Source organism: Kitasatospora sp. NPDC001527 (assembly GCF_040298605.1).
Classification (GTDB): Bacteria; Actinomycetota; Actinomycetes; order Streptomycetales; family Streptomycetaceae; genus Kitasatospora.
In genome coordinates this window covers 1-15,407 of record NZ_JBEPAM010000060.1, presented here as the reverse complement: position 1 = coordinate 15,407, position 15,407 = coordinate 1, and the positions used below count along the sequence as shown (strand labels likewise).

The 15,407-nt window shown below is 71.8% G+C and carries 18 protein-coding genes and 1 pseudogene; 5 read left to right on the top strand and 14 right to left on the bottom strand.

The window, feature by feature from the left end; genetic code table 11:
* Positions 1-33: 33 nt before the first annotated feature.
* Positions 34-1,086: a methyltransferase gene (locus tag ABT238_RS34300; protein WP_350567734.1), complete on the top strand. Its 1,053-nt coding sequence runs from the start codon at positions 34-36 to the stop codon at positions 1,084-1,086.
* 60 nt (positions 1,087-1,146) lie between these two features.
* The gene (locus tag ABT238_RS34295; RefSeq protein WP_350803911.1) at positions 1,147-2,535 is read left to right on the top strand and encodes a tryptophanase; all 1,389 of its coding nucleotides are present in this window, start codon (positions 1,147-1,149) and stop codon (positions 2,533-2,535) included.
* 1,196 nt (positions 2,536-3,731) lie between these two features.
* Here the strand turns inward: ABT238_RS34295 and ABT238_RS34290 are convergent.
* Positions 3,732-4,082 (bottom strand): hypothetical protein, encoded by a 351-nt coding sequence (locus ABT238_RS34290; RefSeq protein ID WP_350567742.1) that lies wholly within the window; start codon positions 4,080-4,082, stop codon positions 3,732-3,734.
* Between the two features lie 578 nt (positions 4,083-4,660).
* Between ABT238_RS34290 and ABT238_RS34285 the strand changes: the two genes are divergently transcribed.
* Together ABT238_RS34285 and ABT238_RS34280 are read left to right on the top strand one after the other, a co-directional pair.
* On the top strand, positions 4,661-5,185 hold the full coding sequence (locus tag ABT238_RS34285) for a MepB family protein (protein ID WP_350803903.1): 525 nt from the start codon (positions 4,661-4,663) through the stop codon (positions 5,183-5,185).
* A 359-nt stretch (positions 5,186-5,544) separates the two neighbouring features.
* Positions 5,545-5,829 carry a hypothetical protein gene (locus tag ABT238_RS34280; RefSeq protein WP_350803899.1) on the top strand — a complete coding sequence of 95 codons (285 nt, stop codon included), beginning with the start codon at positions 5,545-5,547 and terminating at the stop codon, positions 5,827-5,829.
* On the opposite strand, the gene ABT238_RS34275 is transcribed toward ABT238_RS34280, so the two are convergent.
* Positions 5,773-6,621, bottom strand: a complete 849-nt coding sequence (locus ABT238_RS34275; RefSeq protein ID WP_350803893.1) for a hypothetical protein — start codon at positions 6,619-6,621, stop codon at positions 5,773-5,775. The genes ABT238_RS34280 and ABT238_RS34275 overlap by 57 nt on opposite strands.
* Before the next feature lie 47 nt (positions 6,622-6,668).
* Here ABT238_RS34275 and ABT238_RS34270 point away from each other — a divergent pair, with 47 nt between their 5' ends.
* On the top strand, positions 6,669-6,983 hold the full coding sequence (locus tag ABT238_RS34270; protein ID WP_350803890.1) for a hypothetical protein: 315 nt from the start codon (positions 6,669-6,671) through the stop codon (positions 6,981-6,983).
* Between the two features lie 36 nt (positions 6,984-7,019).
* Here the strand turns inward: ABT238_RS34270 and ABT238_RS34265 are convergent, their stop codons facing one another.
* The 12 genes and pseudogenes from ABT238_RS34265 to ABT238_RS34210 form a co-directional block, all read right to left on the bottom strand.
* The gene (locus tag ABT238_RS34265; protein ID WP_350803884.1) at positions 7,020-7,232 is read right to left on the bottom strand and encodes a hypothetical protein; all 213 of its coding nucleotides are present in this window, start codon (positions 7,230-7,232) and stop codon (positions 7,020-7,022) included.
* A 152-nt stretch (positions 7,233-7,384) separates the two neighbouring features.
* A complete protein-coding gene (locus ABT238_RS34260; protein ID WP_350803880.1) occupies positions 7,385-8,044 on the bottom strand; it encodes a GIY-YIG nuclease family protein in 660 nt (219 codons plus the stop codon).
* Between the two features lie 66 nt (positions 8,045-8,110).
* Positions 8,111-8,491 carry a MarR family transcriptional regulator gene (locus ABT238_RS34255; RefSeq protein WP_350803875.1) on the bottom strand — a complete coding sequence of 127 codons (381 nt, stop codon included), beginning with the start codon at positions 8,489-8,491 and terminating at the stop codon, positions 8,111-8,113.
* Positions 8,485-9,093 carry a replication/maintenance protein RepL gene (locus ABT238_RS34250; RefSeq protein WP_350803869.1) on the bottom strand — a complete coding sequence of 203 codons (609 nt, stop codon included), beginning with the start codon at positions 9,091-9,093 and terminating at the stop codon, positions 8,485-8,487. Before ABT238_RS34250 ends, ABT238_RS34255 begins: the two co-directional genes overlap by 7 nt.
* 1,085 nt (positions 9,094-10,178) lie before the next feature.
* Positions 10,179-10,646, bottom strand: a complete 468-nt coding sequence (locus tag ABT238_RS34245) for a DnaJ C-terminal domain-containing protein (protein ID WP_350803864.1) — start codon at positions 10,644-10,646, stop codon at positions 10,179-10,181.
* A 22-nt stretch (positions 10,647-10,668) separates the two neighbouring features.
* Positions 10,669-11,493, bottom strand: a complete 825-nt coding sequence (locus ABT238_RS34240) for a hypothetical protein (RefSeq protein ID WP_350803858.1) — start codon at positions 11,491-11,493, stop codon at positions 10,669-10,671.
* 204 nt (positions 11,494-11,697) lie between these two features.
* The gene (locus ABT238_RS34235) at positions 11,698-12,051 is read right to left on the bottom strand and encodes a hypothetical protein (RefSeq protein WP_350803854.1); all 354 of its coding nucleotides are present in this window, start codon (positions 12,049-12,051) and stop codon (positions 11,698-11,700) included.
* A 506-nt stretch (positions 12,052-12,557) separates the two neighbouring features.
* The gene (locus tag ABT238_RS34230) at positions 12,558-12,854 is read right to left on the bottom strand and encodes a hypothetical protein (RefSeq protein WP_350803850.1); all 297 of its coding nucleotides are present in this window, start codon (positions 12,852-12,854) and stop codon (positions 12,558-12,560) included.
* On the bottom strand, positions 12,851-13,168 hold the full coding sequence (locus ABT238_RS34225) for a hypothetical protein (RefSeq protein ID WP_350803844.1): 318 nt from the start codon (positions 13,166-13,168) through the stop codon (positions 12,851-12,853). The genes ABT238_RS34230 and ABT238_RS34225 overlap by 4 nt, the downstream gene beginning before the upstream one ends.
* Positions 13,169-13,299: 131 nt before the next feature.
* Positions 13,300-13,629, bottom strand: a complete 330-nt coding sequence (locus ABT238_RS34220) for a hypothetical protein (protein ID WP_350803842.1) — start codon at positions 13,627-13,629, stop codon at positions 13,300-13,302.
* Positions 13,630-13,699: 70 nt separating this feature from the next.
* Positions 13,700-14,395: a DciA family protein gene (locus ABT238_RS34215; RefSeq protein WP_350803839.1), complete on the bottom strand. Its 696-nt coding sequence runs from the start codon at positions 14,393-14,395 to the stop codon at positions 13,700-13,702.
* A pseudogene (locus ABT238_RS34210) lies at positions 14,395-15,407 on the bottom strand (hypothetical protein); the annotation flags it as partial. The pseudogene ABT238_RS34210 and the gene ABT238_RS34215, both read right to left, overlap by 1 nt.

The window sequence follows — 15,407 nt, the reverse complement described above, 5'->3', positions numbered from 1 at the left end:
AACCGTCCGCCGCCACTCCCGAAGGACTCACCCGTGACCACGAACCCGGCGCCGGCCATGGCCCTGGAGGACCTGACACCGGTGCTCTTCGGGCACGCCGCCTTCCAGTACCTCAACGCGGGGTGCGAACTCGGCCTGTTCGACCTGCTGCGCGACCGCCCGGGCCGCACCGGGGAGGACGTGGGCCACGAACTGTCGCTCGCCGCACGCGCCACCGACATCCTGCTGCTCGGTACGACCGCACTCGGCCTGACCGTCCGCGACGACGACGGCCGCTACCGCAACGCCCCCGCCGTCGAGGGGCTCTTCGCCGACGGCCAGTGGCCACGCTTCGCCAACGTGGTGGCCTTCGAGGCGCACATCGTCTACGAGGCGCAGGCCGACTTCACCGAGTCGCTGCGACACAACACCAACATCGGGCTGCGCCGGATCCGCGGTACCGGCCGTGACCTGTACCACCGGTTCGCCGAGAACCCGGAGCTCGAACGCGTCTTCTACCGCTACATGCGCGCCTGGTCGGAACTGTCCAACCCCCTCCTGCTGGCACATGAGGGCTTCGCACAAGCCGAGACGGTGCTCGACGTGGGCGGCGGCGACGCGGTGAACTCCATCGCGCTCGCCCGCGCCCACCCCCACCTGCGGATCACCATCCTGGAGATCCCCGCCACCGCGCCCCTTACACGCCGGCGAATCGAGGAGAGCGGGCTCGCCGACCGGATCACCGTACGCGAGGGCGATATGTTCCAGGAGCCCTTCCCGGCGGCGGACTGCGTGCTGTTCGCCCACCAACTGGTCATCTGGGAACCCCACGAGAACCTCGCCCTGCTCCAGCAGGCCCACAAGGCCCTGCCCGAGGGCGGCCAGGTGGTCATCTTCAACTCCTTCTCCGACGACCGGGGCGACGGCCCGCTCATGGCCGCCCTGGACAGCGTCTACTTCGCCTCCCTGCCCGCCCGCGGCGGCATGATCTACCCCTGGCGCCAGTACGAGCAGTGGCTGGCCGAGGCCGGATTCGACCCGGCCACCATCACCCGCACCACCGCTGCCTCCTGGACGCCGCACGGCATCGTCACCGCCATCAAGTAGCCACGGCCAACCGCACACCACACCGCCGACCCCGACCCAACTCCCCAGCAGGAGGTACCCATGACGGCCGTATACCCGGCGGAGCCCTGGCGGATCAAGATGGTCGAGCCGCTGCGCACCACCACCCGCGAGGAACGCGAGAGCGCCCTGCGCGCGGCCGGGTACAACCCGTGCCTGCTACGGGCCGAGGACGTCTACATCGACCTGTTCACCGACTCCGGCACCAACGCCATGTCCGACCTGCAGTGGTCCGCCATGATGCGCGGAGACGAGTCCTACTGCGGCGCCACCAGCTTCTACCGACTGCGGGACGCGGTGCGCGCCCACTACGGCTACGAGCACGTCATCCCCGTCCACCAGGGCCGCGGCGCGGAGAACCTCCTCTCCCGCCTCCTCATCCGCCCCGGCCACCACATCCCGGGCAACATGTACTTCACCACCACCCGCGCCCACCAGGAGCTCAACGGCGGCACCTTCCACGACGTCATCGTCGACGCCGCCCACGACCCCGCCGACGAGAGCCCCTTCAAAGGCGACATCGACCTGGCCAAGCTGGAGAAGCTGATCGGCGAGGTCGGCGCCGACACCATCCCGTACGTGTGCGTCGGGGCGCCGGTGAACATGGCCGGCGGCCAGCCCGTCAGCATGGACTGCCTCACCCGCGTCCGCGAACTCACCGCCCACCACGGCATCATGGTCGTCCTGGACGCAGCCCGCGCCGTGGAGAACGCCTACTTCGTCCAACAGCGGGAACCCGGGTGGGGACACCGCACCATCGCCGACATCCTGCACGCGATGTGCGACCTGACCGACGGCGCCACCATGTCCGCGAAGAAGGACAGCTTCGCCAACATCGGCGGCTGGCTCGGCCTGCGCGACCCCGACCTCGCCGAGCAGGCACGCGGCCTGGTCGTCCTCTACGAGGGCATGCACACCTACGGCGGCATGGCCGGCCGCGACATGGAGGCCATCGCCCAGGGCATCGCCGAATCCGTCCAGGAGGACAGCATCCGCGCCCGCATCGCCCAGGTCGCTTACCTCGGCCAGCGCCTCATCGACGCCGGAGTCCCCGTGGTCCGCCCCATCGGCGGGCACTGCGTCTGCCTGGACGCCGCCACCATCCTCGACCACATCCCCCAACGCCTCTTCCCCGCCCAGACCCTGCTCGCCGAGCTCTACCTCCACGCGGGCATCCGCGGCGTCGAACGCGGCATCGTCTCCGCCGGACGCGACCCCGAGACCGGCGAGAACCGCGCCCCCGCCCTGGAACTCGTCCGCCTCGCCGTCCCCCGCCGCGTCTACACCCGCGCCCACCTCGACGCCGTCGCCGACGCCGCCATCGGCCTGCACCGCGAACGCCGCGCCATCACCCACGGCCTGCGCTTCACCTACGAACCGCGCCACCTGCGCTTCTTCCAGGCACGGTACGAACCCATCCCCCTTACCTGACGGCACCTCCGGGGAACGTCCAAGGCTCCCCTGCGAAGCGGTCGGACCGTCCGACAGCCCGACCGCTCCTCCGGGGAGCCTCGCCGTGGCTGGGGTGGCGCCCAGTGCGCGCATGCGGCCGGTGCGACAGATGGGGCAGACAGGACAGGTCGGGCAGCGCAACGCCCGCCGACGTTCAACGTTCCGGACCCTCCGCCGGGCTACCGGCGGCGGGACGGCGGGCGTGCAATGGAAGCCCGATCCCCCGGAAGTGCCCGTCCGGCCTCCGGGCGGGATCGTGCACCGCCGGAAAGGAGTCTCCCCATGACCGAACTCATGCTCGCCGGTCTCCAGGAGATCATCGACAGCGCCGTCCCCGAGTGGCGCACCACCCTGACCTCGAGAACGCGGACATACTCTTCACTGACCTCGGAGGACGGAACGCAGGGCCCTGCACGACCCGCACAGCCCACCCGCTCGCTCGGTGCCGCAGTCCTCACACGGCAACGCGCGGCGCGCCGCCTCGGCGGCCTCGACCCGCGCCCGCCGCTCGGCCCGGCGAACTCCCTCGGCGCGCAGCATCGCGTGCTGGTGCAGGTGGGCGTCGACTGCGGCACGCCGCTGGGCGGCGTCGGCTTTTGGCGGACGGCTTCGCGGACCAGGACCTGGTGGGCGGTACGGCGGTCGGCAAGTTGCTGCTCGCAGTTCACGCGGGCGGCGCGGATGTCCAGGCGGATCCCGTCGTCGCACACCGGGTGGTTGCAGCCGGCTGCTGCGGCAGGCCTTTGGCGAGCAGCCAGCCGACCGGGTCGGCCACCAGGGCGCTGCCGCCCTCGGCACGCAGGCGGTGCCGCAGCTGGCCACCCGAGCACGGCGGACACACTCAGGCTACCGGGCAGCTGGCCGACGGCGACGAGCTCCTCCCGCACTGCGGCCACGATCCGGCGCCTGGGCCAGGGGGTCAGGTCGTGGGCGGGGGCGTGACCTGGCAGACGACGACGAGCTCCAGGCGGGGGACGACGTAGTAGGCGAGCAGGCCGCCGGCGACGTCGAGGTAGCGCATCGGCTCGCCGCTGCCCTGGAGGAGGTGCCGTCCAGGTAGAGCGCTTCGGCGGCGCGGACGAGTTCCACAGCCCGCTGTTCGACGGCGGCGAGGAAGCTGGCCGGGGCGCCGGCGGTGACGTGCTGCTCGCTGGGGAGGTACTCCCAGCTCCAGGTCACGCGTTCACCGCCGCGTAGGCGGCGCGGTAGAGCTCGGCGACGGTGGTGGCGTGCTCGCGGCACTCCTGGACGGTGCCGGCGTGGTTGGCGAGGTAGTTCGCCCGGTGCCAGGCCTGGGCGGTGGTGGGGTGCCGCTCGATCTCCACGACGGCGGCCCAGTGCGCCACGAACGAGCGGATCGGCTGGACGCTCCCGGCCGTGATGGCCTCGGCCATTGCCTTCGTCTGCCCGTCGATCATCTCGGGGAGACGGTCCGCGGCGACGACGGCCAGCGCGGCCTTCAGCGCGGCCGGACTCTGCTCGGGCCGGGGGATCAGCTCGACTCCGTCGTGCACGGGCTGACTCATGGCAACGCTCCCTTTCTCGTCTGCTGCGAGGCTACTCGCCCTGGGACGTACGGACGGTCGGCGGCCTCACGCGGCACCACAGGCGGGAGCCGGCTGCGGCCGGTCGGCGGTGGCGAGGGGAGACGGCCACACCTTCACGCAGGGGGCGTGAGGGCCGTTCCCCGCACACACACGGGCCGGACCGCCTCCGGAGTCGGGGTGGTTCCCTCGGGTCGCTCCCTGCGCGCACAGGCCGGACTAACAGCTGCGTCCTCTAAATACTGGGTCGCTCGTTCCCTGTGTGCACGGGCCGGTCGTCGGCCGAACCGTCGTCGATCGAAGCCCACCTCGGCACAGGTCGCTCTCTGCACGCACGGGCCGGACCGTCCGGACTTTGCCAAGGTCCGGACGGCAAAGGGTCGCTCCCCGCGCGCACGGGCCGGATCCGGCCGCCACGTCTTGCGCCGGTCCCCTGGTGTTGCCGTCTGAGGCGACCAGGCCGTATCCCTGGAGGTCGCCGAGCGTCTGCCGGCTCACCTTGTTCGACACCATCCCGGGGCGCAGCGCCTGGCCGGCGGTCGCGATGGGAGGATGACGGGATGGTGACGAATCAGCCGTGGGCGGGGCTTCACGGTGACCTGCTGGCGGCGAAGGCACTGGCGTACGACCCGGGCGGTTTCGTCTGTTCGCTGCCGGTGGTCGAGCCGGAGGGTAGCGAATACGCGGCTTGCGGATTCACGGTCGATGGCCGCTCGGTCCGGTTCCGCGTGGCCAAGACCACCCCGACGAAGGTGGGCCAGTTCGTCACCGTGTGGCGGCGGTCCGGGGAGGGGCCGATCCGTCCCTTCGACGCCGAAGACGAGGTGGATCTCTTCGTCATCAGCAGCCGCGACGACAACGGCTTCGGTCAGTTCGTGTTCCCGCGCGAGGCGCTGTGCGAGCGTGGCATCGTCTCCCGCAACAGCTCCGGCGGGAAAAGAGGATTCCGTGTCTACCCGCCGTGGGTGACCACGGCCAGCCGGCAAGCCCGCAGCACGCAGGCATGGCAGATGAGCCACTTCTTCCACATCGGCCAAGACGGGCCTACGGACATGGCACGCGCCCACGCGCTCTACCACCCGTAGGCGCCCCCTATAGTCCCACCACCGAACAGCCCGGCCTGATTCGCCGCACCCGTACACAAGACCTCTCAGCCAATCCGCAAACCCCCAGCCCCGCCACCACCCCGTACCGGCGCTCGGTCTCCTGGCCCCGGACGAAGCTGGGGACGGACGGCGGGCAGACGCGCGCCCCCAGCCGCACCGGCCCCACGCCTCGGCCACCGGGCGGCCCAGCACGACCCGCACAATCCACCCGCCCGCTCAGTGCCGCAGTCCTCGCACGGCCGCGCCCGGCGCGCCGCCTCCGCAGCCTCGGCCCGGCGAACCTCGGTCTCGGCGCGTCGCTGCTCGGCCCGCCGTCGGTCGAACACCTGCTGCTCGGCGTGCAGCATCGCGTGCCGGTGCAGGTGGGCATCGACCACGGCATGCCGCTGGGCAGGGTCGGTTCCGGCCGGGAGCTGGGCGACGGCTTCGCGGACCAGGGCTTGGCGGGCGGTACGGCGGTCGGCGAGCTGCTGCTCGCAGGCGGCGCGGGTGTCCAGGCGGATCCCGTCGTCGCACGCCGGGTGCGTGCAACCGACCTGCTGCGGCAGGCCCTTGACGAGCAGCCCCTACAGCTCCCTGCCCGTTACGGCAGCCGAGCTATGGCACCCGAGGTGAACCACTGAACCAAGACAGCAGCCAGGTGCACGGCAGCACGGGCCGACTCCAGCGTCTCGGGGACGGGTCGGGCTCTGCTTGCCGTGCCGGGACGTCTGTCCGTCCCAGAGCGTGCTCATCATCACCTCCATCACGCCGATCCCCTGTGACCCGGGTACGGCAGTAGTGAACAGCTGCGGCTTCGAGCGCAGCTCGCCGAGCATGGTGCCCAGCGTCGCCCGGGCATGGTTGGGCTGTACCACCGCGTGCGCGGCGCACTCCACCGCCTTGATCGCTTCGCTGTAGACCCGTACCGGGTCCGGGCCCAGGCCGTAGGCGGCCTGCCAGGCCATCGCCAGGTGGTCGCCCGCCGAGCCTGCCGCCGACAGATCGTTCGCGTCCGCGACTGTGGTGCGCACCGCTTCCCGGACCGCAGGCGTCACGCGCTCCTCCAGGCCGTTGCCCTCGTCGTTGACCCGGTAGGCCGACCCCCCACCATCCAGAACCCGGGCGAGTTCGCCGTCGGGGTCCCCGCCCATGTCCTCATCCTCGTGCGCCAGAATCGCGTCCACCACGTCCAGGAGGTCCATGCCGTCCATGACCGTCAGCACAAGCGTGGGATTGCCACCAGACGGAACTGCGATGCGTAGACACAGGCACATGTCTTCGGCGTCGTCATCCTCGCTGGAGCTGAAGTGGCGGCGGACCCAGCGCTGGAGCGGCTGAAGAAGGTGCCGGGGTACCCCTTCGTAAGGCGCCTCGTCGTCATCCTCGGCCAAGCCCAGCCTCACGGAGAAGCGGGAACGCGGAACGGTCGTCATGGCCCGGAACCCTATCGCCCAAGCCTCCATGGCGACCTAGATTCTGCGTGTGCGCCGGAACGAGGCGGTGGAGCCAGAAACCGCCCCGGGGCAGGCAGCTTCGCACCCCCAACGGCATCACCACCGAGGCCTGGCACCGCCACGTCACCACCGGCCGCGACGCCATCACCCAGCAGCGCGCCGCCCAGCTCGGCATCGGTGCGCTCGCCCTCGAAGTCGTACCGGCCTACGTCTCCGACCGCCTGGCCGAAGACGCCGGCCTCGCCCGACTCGCCAACGACATCGGCATCACCACCGAGGAGATCCTCGCCTGCCGCCGCTACGCGATCTCCGGCGAAGTGCGGGCGATGGACGGCTGGTAGAAACCCACACGCCTGCGGCGGCGACCGTCGGACCGGTCAGATCTGCCGGTCCGGGTCGGAGAAGGTCAGGCCGCCAGCCGCGAGTGGACGCCGGGCCGGTGCAGGCGCGGCCGCGGTCTCGCCGGGCGGCTGGCGGAAGTCGGCGCCCTGCTCGACCGGCAACAACTGGCGCCCGCCGGACTGGGCAGGAACGGGAGCGCCAACGGCGGGCTCGGAGAAGCGCAGGGAGAGCCTGCGGCGGTCAGTCATGATCACCAGTCTCGCAGCCCGGACCGGACCGGGTTGGCGGAATCCCCTTCAAGCCGCAGCTACCGCTGGCCGAACTGACGCTGCGGGCATCGCTCTCCACAGACCGTTTGGGTCCACACTCTCGCTGGCGCCTTCCAGCGCAACGCCGATCACTACCGCTGTCGTGTGAAGAACGCCCTGGCCTTCTCGTCTGCGGCGATGGGCGGCGCATTCACCCGGCGGCACGCGGCGGACTGAGCCGCACCGCTCCCCTCCCAGAACCTGCGGGGGTTGAGCTGGTAAGCACCACTCCGCGGGCCCGTCTTCAAGAGGATGTTGAGCCGGACCAGGCGAGCAAGGGCGACCTTGACGGTCGTCGTGCTGGCAAGGATGTCTGGCGCAACCACCTCGGGGGCAACCCGGATCGCAGACCGGGCTCCACCGTGCTCGCGGATCCAGTCGATCATCGCCCATTCCCCACCCGTTAGGGCCAGCGTGTGTAACGCCGGCCCCGGGTCCCGGAACCGCCCCGCCCGATCCTCGTGCCCCGGCTCGGGCTCGTACGCTTCGACCGCTGCGACGACCTCCGCGACAGGATCCTGGTCGCCGAAGTCGAACCACTCCCCGTGGATCCGGTACCTGCCGAACGCCTTATGGAGATGCCGCTCCAACCGCGGCCCGCCAGGAAACGTCGCTGCCAGCAGCAGTGCCACAGGCGATCCGGCTTGGAGGGCCGCCAGTCGGCTCTCCGGGTCGGTGCTGCGCCCGATCTTCGCCGTCCGGCTGCTCGCGGCGGTGATCAGGTAGACGAATTTCTCTGTCGGCTGCGCCATCCTCCGCCTGTCCTACAGCGCTGGGTTTCTGCCGTGCACCGTAGTTCTGGGGCCCGACATGAACGGTCAGCCGACGGCGCGCAGCCGGGTTCGGCCGGCCTTGGGCGGGGCGGCCTGGTAGTCGGGGATCAGGATGGGCGGCACGCCTTCTCGGGCGGCGCGGGTCATGGCGGCCTGCATCTCGAGTTCGGAGTTGTAGCCGGCGATGGCGGGGTGGAGGCGGTAGCGGTAGCCCTTGCGCAGGACGAGGCCGCGCTCGACGAGGAGGGTCATCCCGCGGCTGACGACGGAGGGGAGGATCTGGAGTTCCTCGGCGATGTCCTGCTGGGTGAGGGGGACGACTCCGCCGGGGTTCTGGTGGCGGACCATGACGGACAGGACGTTCGTCGCGGTGGGGGTCAGTTCGAGGCGCGGCAGCATCCCGAACAGGTCGGTGACCATCAGCATGCTGTCGACTCCTTGTTCCCGGTCTGGAGGGCTGCCAGTCCGATGATGTCAGGGAATCCGTTCTCCAGGGCGAGTGCCCGGAGTTCGGCGAGGAACGTCTGCTGCTCGTCCCCGTTGCCTTTGTACGCGATGAGGGGGTTGAGCTGCCAGACTCCCCGGCCGACGCTGCGGATGTAGTTGCGGGCGGCGAGGTGCTTGAGGGCGGGGCTGACGCTGGAGCGGCTGGTGCCGATCTCCTCGGCGATCTCGCGCTGGATGGCGTGGCAGACGCCGCGCTCGGCCCTGCCGACGATGTTCGACAGCACGGCGCACTGGAGCCTGGTCATCTCGCCGGACATCAGTGCCTGGGGCAGGACGTAGCGGGCGAAGTAGCGGCTGAGGAGGGCATAGCCGTCGGAGCCGAGTACTTCGTGGGGTGCGCGGCGGTAGAACCTGGTGCGGGCTTCGTAAACGCCGTCGGGGAGGTGCCCGGCGTAGCCGCGGACGATCTCGGAGGCGAGGTCGCGCTGGTTCTGGGGGCCGGCTGGCTGCAGCTTCGGTCGCCGAGTGCGCTCGGACGCCTGCCTGCGGGTGTTGCCGCGCCCTGCTTCTGCCTGTGCCAAGGCCCTGATCCTTTGCTCGTGTCGGCAGCAGGCTACATGTTCTTCGCGATGGTGCGAAGGATTCTGCGCGGAGGTGCGAAGTGCGTGTCGCGGGTGGGTAGCCGGGCTCTCACGGGGGAACTCATCCGGGCAGGTCAGGTGATCACGCGGGCCATCTCGTGGTGCATCCGCCCCCAATTCAATGTTTCGCAGCATTGCGATACATTGGGTGCGAATGTGGGCTTCCAGTGACACCAGAACACCTCTGGTGTCGACTAGGCCATACCTTTGATTTTCCAAGTTCGCAGGTCAGAGGCACATTCACGCGAGCGTCCTCTTACAAAAAAGGCCCGCCCCGACGCCGCGCAAACTCAGTGGGTGACCGCAATCGTGACTGCTGGGACCTCACATCCCTGTCCAGTACATACCCGCCGTTCCGCCTTGGTGCGCTAATGCCACCGCCCGGGTTGGGTTCCACATGGTCTGTTGACAGGGGTAGGGGGAGGTCACTGCACCAACCACAGAAGTCGGTTGGCACCGGAACCAGGTCCTAGCCGCCCTTTCCCGTAGGCGTTCAGGGCCCCTGGCAGCCGTGCTCCGAAGCTGTCGGCACCAAGGCCGAACAGGTGGATACGGGCGCCCAGTTGGTCCGGTGAGCGCTCCCAGGTGGACTGCAACTTCTTCGTGAGGTGGGTGGTGGGATTGCAACCGCCTGGAAGGAGGGCCAGGTCGGAGTGCTTGGTCATGGTCGTGCCGGCAGGCAGCCTGGCCAGGCGCAGGCACTGGCCACCACCTTTACCGGGGGCAACTGCCCAGTGCCCGGGCCGGCCACGGCCTGGGCCGGTGCGGGGACGGGCCGACGGCAGGGCCGGCCACGGCCCTGCCGTCGGATCCGGCGGCGCAGGGCAGGCGGCAGTGGATGGTCCAGCGCATCCGGGCGCTGGCCAGGGTGCGGTAGCGGAGCGCACCGCGCTTAGCCACCCTGTCCGCTGTCGACCGCAACGCCGTTGTGGTTGCCGCCCGTCCCGGCCGAGGCGGAAGGGCACGTCGGCCACCGACTGGGCGGGGAGATCAAGGGGCCGACTCAGGAGCTGGCCGGCGCCCGGTCAGGGCACGATGTGCACGGTGACGTAGAGGTCGCCGTTCTCCCCGCCGTTGGCGCCCCGCTCGCCCAGGCCGCGGAGCCGGACGCGCTGTCCTTCGCGAAGGCCGGCCGGGAAGCCGACCTGGTGCTCCTGGACGCGCTTGGGCACGAGGCCGGTCCCGCGGCACAGTGAGCACCAGCCGTTGTCCTGGCGGCGGGGGTCACCGGCGCAGTCGGGGCAGGTGCTCCAGGCGTTCCGCCGCAGCGGCACTGTGGCGCCGTGCCGGGTTTCCTCCCGGCTGAGCGTGACGTCGATGTTGAGACCCTTGCCGCGCCGGGGCGCGTGGCGGCCGTAGTAGTGCTCGCCGATCTCGTTGAGGGCGGTGCCGCCGGGGTGCCCGGGTGTGAACGGTCCCTGGAAGCCGCCCGGCCTCCGTTGGCCCCGCCGACAATGGGTGGGGCCAACGGAGGCCGTTGAAGACAGACCCACGGGGCTGCTGCTGCTGATCGTGTCAGCCGGGGTTCTTCTCCAGGTGGGTGACGGCGGCTGCCTGGGCGGTGCGATGGGCGGTGGCGAGGTCGGGTACCTCGCTGCGTGCGGTGCTGCTGATGCGGGTGTACCGGTCCGTCAGGTCGCTGGCGAGGAGTCGAAGGAAGTCCGGCTGGGGGTAGAGCCCGAGGGGTTCTGCCCACTCGGCGAGCCGCCCGATTGCTTTCACCTCGCCCTCGGTGAGGGGCACCAGTCGCAGGGTGTCGCCGCCGGCAGTGAGGGCTTCGGCAACGACGTCGCTGCGCTTGAGGGTACGCTGGTGCCGGAAGATGTTGAGGGGCCGCGCGGGCAGGAAGCTCGGCGGTTCATGGCCGACGAGGTTGTCCGCGTAGGTGTTCAGCCGCGCGGTCAGGGCCGGAATGTCCTGGCCTCGGTCGCGGTAGAAGGGGGTCTCCGGGCTGCCCGCTCCTTCGAGGTCCACTTTCGCCGCGGTCAGGAAGTTGGCGACGGCGCGCGGGTCAGGCACCAGGCCCTTGCCCATCCAGTAGTCCTCGTCGAGATTCTTCCCATCCTCGCCGAGGCGCTCGATAGTCAGACGCCAGCCCGACAGGGTGTCCCAGTACAGCGAGCCGTCGATCACGTCGGCGCCGAAGTGGCGGGTGTAGTAGGCGCGGCCGAAGTAGAGACTCGCCTCACCTTCGGACTCGGGGTCATCGGTGCCGGGCTTCTCGGGGTAGGGGCGGATGGTCTCGACGGGGTCGCCGTCGTGCAGCAGCCCCACTGCGACCGCTGTGAGGTAGACGACCATTGCCTCGTGCAGGTCCTTGAGTTCGCTGCTGTTGCTCATGGATCCCTCTCCGTCTCCGGCGGCCGGACGGCCACCGTCTGCTGCCTGATCGGTCTCATGATGCTGGGCGAGCGGCGGGCCTGTATCGACATTCGACACCTTGACCCACCGATCAGGCGATGGGCGCGAAGGCCCCTCTGACGGCCTGTGGGCCCTCCCGGCACCCAATGGGCCCACAGGCCCGTCAGGGCCGCTGCTGATCGTTTACGGACGCTGGGCGGTCGGTGGGTGATCTCCGCTTCCGGTGACGGCCCGCAGGGTCGGGCAGGGGCTCAGCACCCGGCAGGCCGGGAAGATGCCGTCCTCTACCTCGTGGAGCGCGCTCACGTCGGCAACGGCGCCAGCCCGCAGGTTCCGCTCCGTCAGCAGCCCGGCGACCACGGTGGTGAGGACGCTCTCCACCGTCCACTGCCGGTCGTGCGGCTCGATCGGTCTGCGGGTGTCGGCGGTGAGCGCCGCCGAGATCGCGGCCCGCAGCTCGTTCGCCGCGACCGCGCACGCGCCGGAGCTCGCCCCGGGGAAGCAGCGGCGCAGCAGCGCCCACAGATCGCGGCGCACTACGGCCAGGCCGCGGCCGGGTGCGCCTGTGCCAGGTCCCCGGCACCGCCGATCCGATCGTCGAGGGCCTCGTCGGTCCGTACCGCGTCCCCGCGAACGCCGTCTTCCTCCCCGGCCGGGGCCTGTTCACCCCCCAATGACCACCGCCGGCGCATCCAGCGACGTGCCAGGCCACCCGGCCGAGATCACCGAGGCGTCGCCTGCCCGCCAGGACCACCGGTCCGAGCAGCTCGACCGGTGGCTGAGGCCGCCCGGCCCGCCGAAGACGCAGACCGGCCGGCCCCGGGAGGCAAGGGGGGTGTTCCGCGGGACCGGCCGGTGGGAGGCGGACAGCGCCGGGGAGGACATGGGCGCGGCCGCTCTGCGCGGCGGCCCGGTGGTGCTGTGGTGGGGCCGCCGTGCCGGGAATGCTAGACCTCGAAAGCCGACGTTGAAAGGTCCCTGATCTGGGATTCGACGAGCGTGAGGGCCCCGGCCATCTCCCGAGGCGGGTGCTGATCCGGGATTCACGGCCCGGCGATCACCCACGTCACGAAAACCGCCGACATGCCCTCGTGCAGGCGATACACGACGCTGATGCGGTCGCCGGAGTCGGGGGCCGGGTCGGTGCGGGCGGTGTAGTCGTCGACCTCGGGGTCGGTGCCGCCGGGCACCGGGATCCCGAGCCGCAGGAAGACCGCCAGGCGCTCGACGAGCTTCTCGACCGCGTCCAGCTCCCCGGGGCGCAGCGCGGCGAGGGCCTGCTCGGCGGCGTCGGAGAGGAAGACGTGCAGCGGGGTCGGCTGTTCGGGCTGGTCGGTCACCGGTCGCAGCCGGCGGCACGGAGCCGGGCGAACACGTCGGCGGCGGGGGTCCACTGCTGGCCGCCGATCGGCGCGGCGAGGGAGGCCATGGCCTGTTCGTTGGTGCGCAGGGTGAGGCGGTGGCGGTAGGTGGCAATGACCTCGGTGACGGCGGCGAGGTCGCCGATGGGGGAGGCGTCGAGGGCGGCGGCCAGGGCCTGCTCGAACCGCTCGCGGTCGCCGGGCAGGCCGTAGCGGGACAGCGCGGTGCGCAGCTCGTGCAGGGTGGCCGGCCTCGGGGTGGCCGGGGCCTGGTGGTCGGGCTGGGTGGTCACCTTGTCCTCCTCCTGGATGGCGGCCGCCGTGACGGAGGGCCGCAGGGTTGACGGTAGCGGTCGGCGGGCGGGTGGTGGAGCCGGTCTGGTCGCGCAGCACCGGTACGGGGCGCGGGCTGGTGGGCCGGTGGTCACATCCAGATCGGGTCGTCGCTGTCGCGTGGTCCGCCGTGGGGGCGGTGCTGGCAGTCGCACCGGTGGTGGGTGTATTCGGCGGTGCGATGGTCGTGTTCGGCGCCCGGGTGGGCCCGCAGCGCGGGCCACTGGCCGCCGGCGCGCTCGGCGTGGACGGCGGCCTGGATTGTGGCGAGCATCTCCACGACCAGGCCGAGTCGGTGGTCGACGGTGTCCGGGTGGTCGGCGAGGTGGCCGCGGGTGCCGAGGTCGGAGTAGTCGGTGATCAGGCCTGTCGCGGCGACCTGGAGCGAGTCAAGCCGGGCGTTGATGTCGGTGCTGTTCACGGCTGGGTCCTCTCGATCAGGGTGGTGGCTCGGGCGATCGGGGTCACGCGGCACCGCGGGCGGGAGCCGGCTACGGCTGGCGAGCGTTGCGCAGCGGGAGCGCCCCGGCCCAGACGGCGCGCGCTGCGCGGTGGCGTTCACGCTGCTGGCGGTCGTGCCCGCCGGGGTCGGCGGGCGGGGCGGCTTCGAGCGCGGCTTGGCGGGCGAGGGCCTGCTTGCGTATCTGGCGGCGTAGTTCCTGGTAGGCGGTGTGGTCGGCGAGCGGGTTTCGGGCCGGCGGCGTCGGTGCGGGGCGGGGGGCCGGCCGCTCGTCGGGGTCCTGGTCGGGCTGCGGTGAAGGGCCGACGCGGACGTCGATAGCGGTGACGGTGCCTGGCCGCAGCTGCTCAAGGGCGGTGAGGATGTGTCGGGTCTGGTAGCGGAGCTGGGCGGCCCAGGCCGGGGAGTCGGCGGTCACGCGCAGGCGGCGGGTGGTGGGGTCGTAGCCGGCGAGGTGCCAGTGGGCGGCGGCATCGGGGCCGACGATGGCGGGCCAGTGGTCGCGCAGGCCTCCGCCGGCGGTGCCCAGAGTCCAGCCGTGGGCGGCGACCAGGGCAAGGAAGACGTCGGCGATCGGCTCGGGCTCGCGCGGGCCACGCCGTGCGGCGGTGGCCGGCCGGGCCGCTCGGGCGGTCCGCGGGGCGGGCGTGTTGCCGTGGTTGCGGGCGGTCTGGCGGGCGGCGCGCAGCGCGGTGCGGGCGAGATCGGCACCGGTGGTCGGGGTCATCAGGCGTTCACCGCCTCGCGAAGCGGGGCGGCGGCGGTTGCGGTCGAGCGGAGCTGGCTGGCGCGCTCGCGCAGCACCCGCACGGTCTCCAGGCGCTCGAGGAGCAGGTACCGGGCCGTGGTGGCGCGGGCCAGCTCGGCCGCCGCCTCGGCGACGGCCCGGGCGGTGAGGCGGTGACGGGCGGCGCGCAGCGCGGTGCCGTGGGCGAGGTCGGCCTCGGCGTCGGCCAACGGCGTACGGGCCAGCCGCGCGAGCGTGTCGGCGCGGTAGGCGGCGACAGCGTCCCGGGCGGCCTGCAGGTCGGATCCGAGACCGTCCTCGCGGCCAACACCGGCCGGTCGTGCGGCGGCCATCGCCGCGCGCAGCTCGGCCTCGGTACGGCGGGCGACGGCATTGACGTCGCGGTGGTCGGCAAGGTCGGCGCAGGCGGCGAGGGCCAGGTCCACGCACTCGCCCACCACGGTGCGCATGAAGCGCAGGGCCCAGCACGACCCGCACAGCCCACCCGCCCGCTCGGTGCCGCAGTCCTCGCACGGCAGCACCCGACGCGCCGCCTCCGCGGCCTCGGCCCGCGCCTTCCGCTCGGCCCGGCGAACCTCGGCCTCGGCGCGCCGCTGCTCGGCCCGCCGGCGGTCGACCACCTGCTGCTCGGCGCGCAGCATCGCGTGCCGGTGCAGGTGGGCGTCGACCGCGGCACGCCGCTGCGCGGAGTCGGTCCCGGCCGGTAGCTGGGCGACGGCTTCGCGGACCAGGGCCTGGTGGGCGGTACGGCGGTCGGTGAGCTGCTGCTCGCAGTTCACGCAACCGGTGCGGGTGTCCAGGCGGATCCCGTCATCGCACGCCGGGTGCGAGCAGCCGGCCTGCTGCGGCAGGCCCTTGGCGAGCAGCCAGCCGACCGGGTCGGTCACCAGGGCGCTGCCCTCCGCATGCAGGCGGTGGCGCAACCGGTCGGCGAGCGCGGCGGCTGCACTCCGGCTGCCGGTCAGCCGACCGACGGCGGCGAACTCCTCCC